Raw genomic sequence first — 8,505 nt, 5'->3', positions numbered from 1 at the left:
CTGACGTTCGGGAACAACTTCCGCGACATCGAGAACCCGACGTCGACGTTCACGATCAACCGCAACTGAGGTAGGAGGCGGTAGCCGCTGGTCGAGCAGTCGCTGGTCGAGCTTGTCGAGGCCCGGGTCTCGACAAGCTCGACCAGCGATGGGGTCTCGACAAGCTCGACCGGCGGTGGGCGGCAGAGCTCAGAGCCGGGTGGAGGCCCGGAGCCAGGCGATCAGGTCGGACGCCGTCTCCGGCACCGGGAGCGGGGCGGCCAACGCGGGGGCGGCATCGAGCGGGCCGACGACGGCGCGGCGCAGCGCCTCCCCCGTCAGGCCCACGGCACCGAGCAGCTCGATCTCGCGCTCGTTCACCCCGGCCGGCGCGGGCCCGTTGCCCAGATCCGTGCCGTACACGAGGCGCCCGCCCGCCGCGACGAACCGGCGCGCGTTGTCGAGCGCCCGGTCCAACCCCGCCGACCCGCCGGGCGCGTCGTGGATCGCAAAGGTCGAGATCCAGGTCATCCGCGCTGCCCGGGCGATCACCTCGGCCGGCAGCGGCTCCGTCCACGGCACGTGCACCAGCGTGTCCGCGCCCGCGTCGATCGCCCGCTCGGCCTGGCCCGCACCCTCGGCGTGGACGAGGACCGGCAGCCCCGCCGAGTGCGCTGCGGCCACGAGCGCCCGCAGCACGTCGTCGGGCAGCAGGGACATGCCCGCGTGGAGGGCGACCTTGACCGCGAAGCCGCCCGCGGCGACGACGTCGGCCACCGCTCCCGCGGCCTCGCCCGGGGAGGCGACGTGCCGCACCGCGGCGTCCGGCGCCCACGAGCGGCCGGTGGGGTACCCGCCCGGCGCGGTGTGGAACGGTCCGGCGTACCGGATCCGGAGGCCCGACGGCGGCGCGGCCGCCCAGGCGGCCACCTCGCGCGGGTCCCAGCCGAGGTCGTGCACCTCGACGATCGGCCCGTCGGCCAGCGGCGTCCGGTCGACCAGGCCCAGGTGCACGTGGTGGTCGACGACGCCGGGGAGCGTCGTGCCGGGCCGCGTGCCGGGGACCGCCTCAGACACCGAGCGGGCCGTCGATCTCGGTGCGGACCGAGATGAGCTCGGGGAAGAAGGTCAGGTCCAGCGCCCGCTTGAGGAAGCCGACGCCACTGGAGCCGCCCGTGCCGGTCTTTAACCCGATGGTGCGCTGCACCGTGCGCAGGTGGCGGAACCGCCAGAGCTGGAACGCGTCCTCGATGTCGACCAGGTCCTCGCACGCCTCGTACAGCTCCCAGTAGGCGTGGGGATCCTCGTAGATCGTCTTGAAGACCTTGATCAGCTCGGGATGCTCGGTCCAGGCCTGCGTGACGTCGCGCTCCAGGATCTCGGCCGGGACCGCGTGCCCGCGCCGCGCCAGCAGGCGGAGGAAGGCGTCGTAGACCGTGGGCTCCTCCAGCAGCTGGGCGAGCTGGGCGTGGATCTCCGGCTTGTCCCGGAACACCTGGAGCATCCCGGCGTGCTTGTTGCCGAGCAGGAACTCCACGGCCCGGTACTGGTGGGACTGGAAGCCCGAGGACTGCCCCAGGGACCCGCGGAACTCCGCGTACTCGCTCGGGGTCAGGGTCGCCAGGACGGACCACTGCTCGGTGATGGTGCGCTGGATGTGCTTGACCCGGGCCAGGCCCTTGAGGGCGCGGGGCAGGTCGTCGCTGTCGAGGAACCGCCGCACGCCGCGCAGCTCGTGCACCACCAGCTTGAGCCACAGCTCCGTGGTCTGGTGCTGGATGATGAACAGCAGCTCGTCGTGGTGCGGTGGGTCGCTCACCGGGTGCTGCGCCGACAGGAGCGCATCGAGCCCCAGGTAGGAGCCGTAGTCCATCTCGTCGCGGAAGTCCGTACGGATGGAGGCCTCGATGGGCCGGGTGTTGCCGCTCATGGGGCGAGCGTAACCCCGAGCCGTCAGGCCGCCTGGGCCTCGTCCCGGTTCGGGTTCTCGAACGCCTCCGCCATCAGCGCGATCTCCTCCGGCGGCAGCGACATGTCGCGCGCGATCCGCGACCAGCCCGACGTCGCCGCGGCCACCTCGGCGAGCACCCCCCGCGCGTCGTCCTGCCGCAGGCCGTAGGAGTCGGCCGTGGCCAGCAGCACGCGCACGTCCCGGTCGATCCGCGTGCTGCCTGGGCGCAGCGGCGTGGACTCCACGACGGCGAACGGGTTGGGGTTCACGTCGAACAGCGGCGACAGCGACCAGCCGTCCGCGCGCCGTAGGAACCCGTGGTTCTTCATGTGGTCGTCGACGTTGCGCACGAGCAGCGTGAACGCGACGCGGCGGAACAGGTCGTGCCCGTCCGTGGCCGGCCGCCCCGAGTGGTCCGCCAGCGTCTCCGCGAGCGTGCGGTAGTCGATGACCTCGAAGAACGCCTTCTGCGTGAGGCTGTCCGCGGACAGGAAGCCGATCCGCCCGCGGTCCGGCCGCCGGTCGAAACGCCGGGTGAGCAGGATGGAGCGCGACGGGCCGATGCGGTGCAGCCGCGCCACGGGCACCTCGATGCCGGCGTCCGAGGCCAGTCGCAGCGTCAGGTACTCCCACGCCTGCACGTCCCACCGGTCGCCGGTCTCGGGCAGCTTGGCCATCCACAGGTCCCCCTCGGCGTCCTTCACGGTCACCTTGGGGCGGGCACCGCCCATCGAGGTCCCGGCCGCGACCAGGAGCCGCACGTCGTGGTCGGTCTCGCGGTGCTGCGCGACGGCGTCCGCGGCGTCGGTCAGCGACGGCAGGTCCACGAGGTCGGGAACCTCCGCCCGGGGCGGGCCCATGAACGTCTTGCCGTCGTCGAGCGAGAAGCGCAACGCACCCAGGCGGGTCTCGTCCTGCACGCCGAGCAGGAAGTCAACCTCGGTCAACGTCATGAAGCCGCGGCCCTCCGCGCGGGCGGCGCGCCGCTCCGCGTTGAACAGCAGGGTGCGGCCCCACTGGTCGGGCTGGCAGTCGGCGAGGACGCCGAAGAGCGGCCGGTCGCTGCCCGACGGGATGTTGCCCGGCGTCAGAGGCAGCTCGGGGCAGAGCGGGTACGCGCGCGGGTCGCGGAGGTACGCAGCGTCGTAGCGGAACGTGCAGCCGACGAGCGCGCCGCCCCGGTTGAGATGCATGTCGAGGTCACCCGCGCGGACCTGTCCGCCGCCGGGCAGCTCGACCTCGACACGTATCGACATCGGCGATCACCTTCCCGGTTGGTTCAGCTGGGGATCCTGACTCGCTGCGGCAGGGCCCGTTCCGCGTGGAACCGGCCCATCTCGGTGGTCAGGGGGTCGCTCGCGCCGACGACGGCGTCGGCCATGCCGAGCACCCGCAGGACCGCGAACGTGTTCTCGAGGCTGACCGTTCCCGTGCCGGTCTCGATGGCTCGCAGCGTCGTGCGCGTGATGCCCGCACGGTCGGCGACGAGCTGGGCCGTGAGGCCGTGGATCTTGCGCCAGGCGCGCACGTGGTCGCCGAGCGACGTGAGATCGCGCTGGGTGCGGAGGGATGTTCTGGCCATGACTTTCTCCTTTCGGTTATCAGGCTAGCCGAAGGGCCCCCTAACGGTCACCAGGGTGGCCGTTATTTCGCGATGCGGAGCGAGCGCCCCGAGGGAGGTGTCGCGACGGCCCGCCGGCAGGACGTCGGCGGGGCGCACGGGCGACCTCCCGGAGACACAGAACGGGCCGCCCCACGGTGTGGGACGGCCCGCTCGGTGCAAGCGTTCAGCGCTGCGTCACGGCTGCTGGTTGTTGATCGTGGCCGTCGTCAGGGCGCCGGCGGAGAGGTCGTGCTTCTCCAGGATCTCGGCGTAGGTGCCGTCGTCGATGATGCTCTGGACCGCGGCCTGGTAGGCCCGCACCATCTCGACGTCGCCCTTGAGGAACCGGAACCCGAGCGGCGTCGGGTTGATGATCTCGGTGTTGGCCACCTCGAAGATGTCGCCCGAGCCGACCTGCTTGGCGTTGTAGGCGCCCGTCGACCACTGGGTGAGCTCCGCGTCCGCCTTGCCCGCCTGGACCTGCGCGAGCGCGTCGGCGTCGGTCTCGAAGGTCAGCACGGTGACCGGCTTGGCCTGGCACTGGTTGGCGTTCAGCGCCGCCAGTGCCTCTGCCTGCGTGGTCTCGACGAGGACCGCGACCGTGCGGCCGCACAGGTCCTTGAGGTTCTTGATGCCCTCCGGGTTGCCGGCCGGGACCATGATCGCGTCGCTGTCGTTGTAGTAGTCGACGAAGTCGGAGTTGGCCTGCCGCTCGGGGGTGTCCGACATCGCGGCCGCCACCACGTCGACGTTGCTCGCGTACAGCTCGGTGACCAGCGAGTCCCACGGCATGTCCACGAAGTTGTACTTCAGACCCAGCCGCTTCGACGCGGCGTCGAACAGGTCGATCTCGAAGCCGACGATGCGGCCGGCCTCGTTCGTGTACTCGAAGGGCGGGTAGCCCGACTCCGTGCCGACGGCGATGCGCGCCGACTTGGCCCGCAGCTCACCCGGCAGCATCGCCTGCAGCTCCGGGTGCACCTCGACCGTCTGGGCGCTGCCCTCCGCCGACTCGGCGGAATCGGTCGCGCAGCCGGTCAGCAGGCCGCCGAGCGCGGTCAGCGCCGCGATCGAGCCGATGACCGCGCGTGCGCGGTGTCCACGCACGCGATGTCCGAGTGCCATGCGGTGTCCTCCACGAAACGACATGATGAGCGGGTTACGCGGGTGGAGCCTATACGGTCCGGGTGAGTTGCTGTGAATTCGAGTTTCACCTATCCCACGGACGCGAGGCCTGGGGTCACGAGCGTGTGCCGACCTTAGCGGCAGCCGCCACGTCCGCCAGAATCACCGCGTCGATGAGGCCCCGGGCCCACTCCAGCACCTCGGTGCCGCGCAGGGGCCGTCCGCCGATCCGCGCCGTCGTCGGGAACGGCACGAGGATCGCCCGGATGGCCGGCTTGAGGATGGTGCCCGGGTAGAGCCGCTTGAGCCGGAGCTGCGCCGACTCCGGCAGGTTGACCGGCGCGAACCGGATGTACTTGCCCTGGGCCGTGATGTCCGTGAGCTCGGCCTCCCGCGCGTGGTTGCGGAAGTCGGCGACGTCGAACAGCGCGCCCGCGACCTCGGGCAGGGCGCCGTAGCGGTCGGTGAGCTCGGCGCGGACCTCCGCGAGCGCCGCGGCGTCGTGCGCGGCGGCGACCTTCTTGTACGCCTCCAGCCGCAGCCGCTCGGTGGCGATGTAGGACTCGGGCAGGTGCGCGTCGACGGGCAGCTCGATGGTGACCTCGGGGGTCTCCTCCTCGGTGTCGCCGCGGAACGCGGAGACGGCCTCGCCGACCATGCGGACGTAGAGGTCGAAGCCGACGCCGGCGATGTGCCCGGACTGCTCGCCGCCCAGCAGGTTGCCCGCACCGCGGATCTCGAGGTCCTTCATGGCGATCTGCATGCCCGCGCCGAGGTCGGTGTGGGCGGCCATGGTGGCGAGCCGGTCGTGCGCCGTCTCGGTGAGGGGCTTCTCGGGCGGGTACAGGAAGTAGGCGTACGCGCGCTCGCGCCCGCGGCCGACGCGCCCGCGGAGCTGGTGGAGCTGGGACAGGCCCAGCATGTCGGAGCGCTCCAGGATCAGGGTGTTGGCGTTGGAGATGTCCAGGCCGGTCTCGATGATCGTGGTGCACACCAGGACGTCGAGCTCCTTCTCCCAGAAGGCGCGGATGACCTGGTCGAGCTGGTGCTCGCTCATCTTGCCGTGGGCCACGCCGATCCGGGCCTCGGGCACGAGCTCGTTCAGGCGGGACGCGGCGCGCTGGATGGTCTCCACCTTGTTGTGCACGTAGAAGACCTGGCCCTCGCGCAGCAGCTCCCGGCGCAGGGCGGCCGCGATCTGCTTCTCCTCGTACGCGCCGACGTAGGTGAGCACGGGGTGGCGCTCCTCCGGGGGCGTCGCCAGCGTGGACATCTCGCGGATGCCCGTCACCGCCATCTCCAGCGTGCGCGGGATCGGGGTGGCGGACATCGCCAGCACGTCCACGTTGGTGCGCAGCTGCTTGAGCGTCTCCTTGTGCTCGACGCCGAAGCGCTGCTCCTCGTCGATGACCACGAGGCCCAGGTCCTTGAACGCGACGGACCCGGTGATGAGCCGGTGGGTGCCGATCACGATGTCGACGCTGCCGTCCTTGAGCCCGGCGAGGGTCTCCTCGGACTCCTTGGCCGACTGGAAGCGGCTCAGCGCACGCACGGTCACGGGGAAGCCGGTGTACCGCTCGGAGAAGGTCTCGTAGTGCTGCTGCACCAGGAGCGTCGTGGGCACCAGCACGGCGACCTGCTTGCCGTCCTGCACCGCCTTGAAGGCAGCCCGGATGGCGATCTCCGTCTTGCCGTACCCGACGTCGCCACAGACCAGGCGGTCCATCGGCACGGACTTCTCCATGTCGGCCTTGACCTCGTCGATGGTGGCGAGCTGGTCGGGCGTCTCGACGTAGGCGAACGCGTCCTCCAGCTCGCGCTGCCACGGGGTGTCGGGGCCGTAGGCGTGGCCCTCGGTCGCCATGCGCGCGCTGTAGAGCCGGATCAGCTCGCTCGCGATCTCGCGCACGTGCTTGCGGGCCTTGGCCTTGGTGTTCTTCCAGTCGGCGCCGCCCATCTTGGACAGGGACGGCGACTCCCCGCCCGTGTACTTGGTGACCTGGTCGAGCTGGTCGGTGGGCACGAACAGCCGGTCGCCCGGCTGGCCGCGCTTGCTGCTCGCGTACTCGATCACGAGGTACTCGCGGGTGGCCCGGTTGCCGCCGGTGCCCATGGTGCGCTGGGCCATCTCCACGAACCGGCCGACGCCGTGCTGCTCGTGCACCACGTAGTCGTCCGCCTTGAGCTGGAGCGGGTCGACGACGTTGCGGCGTCGGCTGGGCATGCGGCGCATGTCGCGGGTGTTCGCGCCCGCCCGTCCGGTCAGGTCCTGCTCGGAGAAGACAGCGAGCTGCAGTTCGGGGGCCACGAAGCCCTTGCCCACGCCGCCGGCGAGCACGTGCACGACGCCGGGCTCGGGCTCCTCCTCCAGCGACACCGCCAGCCGGGCCGCGGTGCCGGCCGCGGAGAGCTGCTCGGTCATGCGCTTGGCGGGCCCGTGCCCCTCGGTGGTCAGCACGAGCCGCCAGCTCGCGACCTGCAGCACGTGCACGTCGTCGAGGGCGCGTGCGAGGTCGCCGCGGTACGACTCGACGTCGCGCGCGCTGATCGTGAACACGGTCTCGGACCCGCCGTCGGTCGAGCCTGCCGAGACCTGGGTCTCGACAGGCTCGACCAGCGAGGCCAGCTCCGTGTCCTGCGTGAAGGAGGAGAGGGTCCACCAGCCCAGACCGCGCCGGGCGGCGATCTCGCGCACCTCGGCGAAGGTCTCGAAGGACGCCGCGGACAGGTCGATGGGCGCCGCGCCGCCGGCGACCGCGCCGGTCCAGGCCGCGGCGAGGAACTCCTCGGTGGTCGCCACCAGGTCGTGCGCGCGGCGGCGCACGCGCTCGGGCTCGTTGACCACGAGCAGCGCGTCGTCGGGCACCAGCTCCAGCACGGGGACCATGCGGTCCACCAGCACCGGGGCGAGCGACTCCATGCCCTCCACGGCCACGCCGGCGGCGAGCTTGTCGAGCATCTCGACCGCGCCCGGCAGCGTCTCGACCAGGTCCGCCGCGCGGGCCCGGACGGCGTCCGTCAGGAGGATCTCGCGGCACGGCGGCGCCCAGACGCCGTGCTCGGCGATCTCCAGGCTGCGCTGGTCGGCCACGGCGAACCAGCGGATCTCCGTGACCTCGTCGCCCCAGAACTCGCACCGCAGCGGGTGGTCCTCCGTGGGCGGGAACACGTCGAGGATGCCGCCGCGCACCGCGAACTCGCCGCGCCGCTCCACCATGTCCACGCGCGTGTAGGCGGCCGCGGTGAGCCGCTCGGCCACGTCGGTCAGGTCGGCCGTGGTACCGGTCTCGAGCTGGACGGGCGCCAGCTCCCCCAGGCCCTCGACGACGGGCTGGAGCAGGGCCCGGACGGGCATGACCAGCAGCCGGACCTCGCTCGCCTGCCCGTGCCCCTCGGCCGGGTGCGCGAGCCGGCGGAACACGGCCAGGCGCTTGGCGACGGTGTCGGCGCGCGGGCTGAGCCGCTCGTGCGGCAGCGTCTCCCAGGCGGGGAGCACGGCGACCTCGTCGCCCCGCTCCTCCGGGAGGTAGCCGCGCAGGCTCGCAGCCAGGTCGTCGGCCTCCCGGCCCGTCGCGGTCACGACCACGAGGGGGCGCCGCTCGGCCGCGGCCACCAGCAGCGGCGGACGCACCCCCACCGGGCCCACCACGTCCGCGAAGCCGCGGGTGCGCACGTGCTCCACGGCGGCGGACGCGCCGGGATCGCGCAGAAGAGTGGGGAGGAGGCAGGTGAGGTTCATAGATCTGTTCCTTCGAGGGCGCACGACGACGGGCCCTTCACGGGCATGACCCGGGGAGGGCACATGCGGTGAGGGGCTGGGTCCAGGCTACTCCTGGGCACTGACACC

Annotated in this window: 6 protein-coding genes; all 6 read right to left on the bottom strand. The window is 71.9% G+C overall.

Features of this window, described 5'->3' with window-relative positions; translation table 11 throughout:
* Positions 1 to 189: 189 nt before the first annotated feature.
* Positions 190 to 1,056, bottom strand: a complete 867-nt coding sequence (locus ACZ7LE_RS23985) for an amidohydrolase family protein (protein ID WP_470405721.1) — start codon at positions 1,054 to 1,056, stop codon at positions 190 to 192.
* Entirely contained in the window at positions 1,049 to 1,909 is an 861-nt protein-coding gene (gene kynA, locus ACZ7LE_RS23980) for a tryptophan 2,3-dioxygenase (RefSeq protein WP_470405720.1), read from the bottom strand. Before kynA ends, ACZ7LE_RS23985 begins: the two co-directional genes overlap by 8 nt.
* Positions 1,910 to 1,932: 23 nt before the next feature.
* Positions 1,933 to 3,186 (bottom strand): type II toxin-antitoxin system HipA family toxin, encoded by a 1,254-nt coding sequence (locus ACZ7LE_RS23975; protein ID WP_377229937.1) that lies wholly within the window; start codon positions 3,184 to 3,186, stop codon positions 1,933 to 1,935.
* Positions 3,187 to 3,209: 23 nt separating this feature from the next.
* Complete coding sequence (locus ACZ7LE_RS23970; RefSeq protein WP_470405719.1) at positions 3,210 to 3,512, bottom strand: helix-turn-helix transcriptional regulator; 303 nt, start codon at positions 3,510 to 3,512, stop codon at positions 3,210 to 3,212.
* Between the two features lie 216 nt (positions 3,513 to 3,728).
* A complete protein-coding gene (locus tag ACZ7LE_RS23965) occupies positions 3,729 to 4,658 on the bottom strand; it encodes an ABC transporter substrate-binding protein (protein WP_470405718.1) in 930 nt (309 codons plus the stop codon).
* A gap of 115 nt (positions 4,659 to 4,773) precedes the next feature.
* Positions 4,774 to 8,397: a transcription-repair coupling factor gene (gene mfd, locus ACZ7LE_RS23960; RefSeq protein ID WP_470405717.1), complete on the bottom strand. Its 3,624-nt coding sequence runs from the start codon at positions 8,395 to 8,397 to the stop codon at positions 4,774 to 4,776.
* Positions 8,398 to 8,505 lie beyond the last annotated feature (108 nt).

It is taken from the genome of Promicromonospora sp. NPDC110617, from assembly GCF_055598465.1.
The sequence above is the reverse complement of the archived record's forward strand: the minus strand, read 5'-3'. Positions and strand labels throughout refer to the sequence as shown.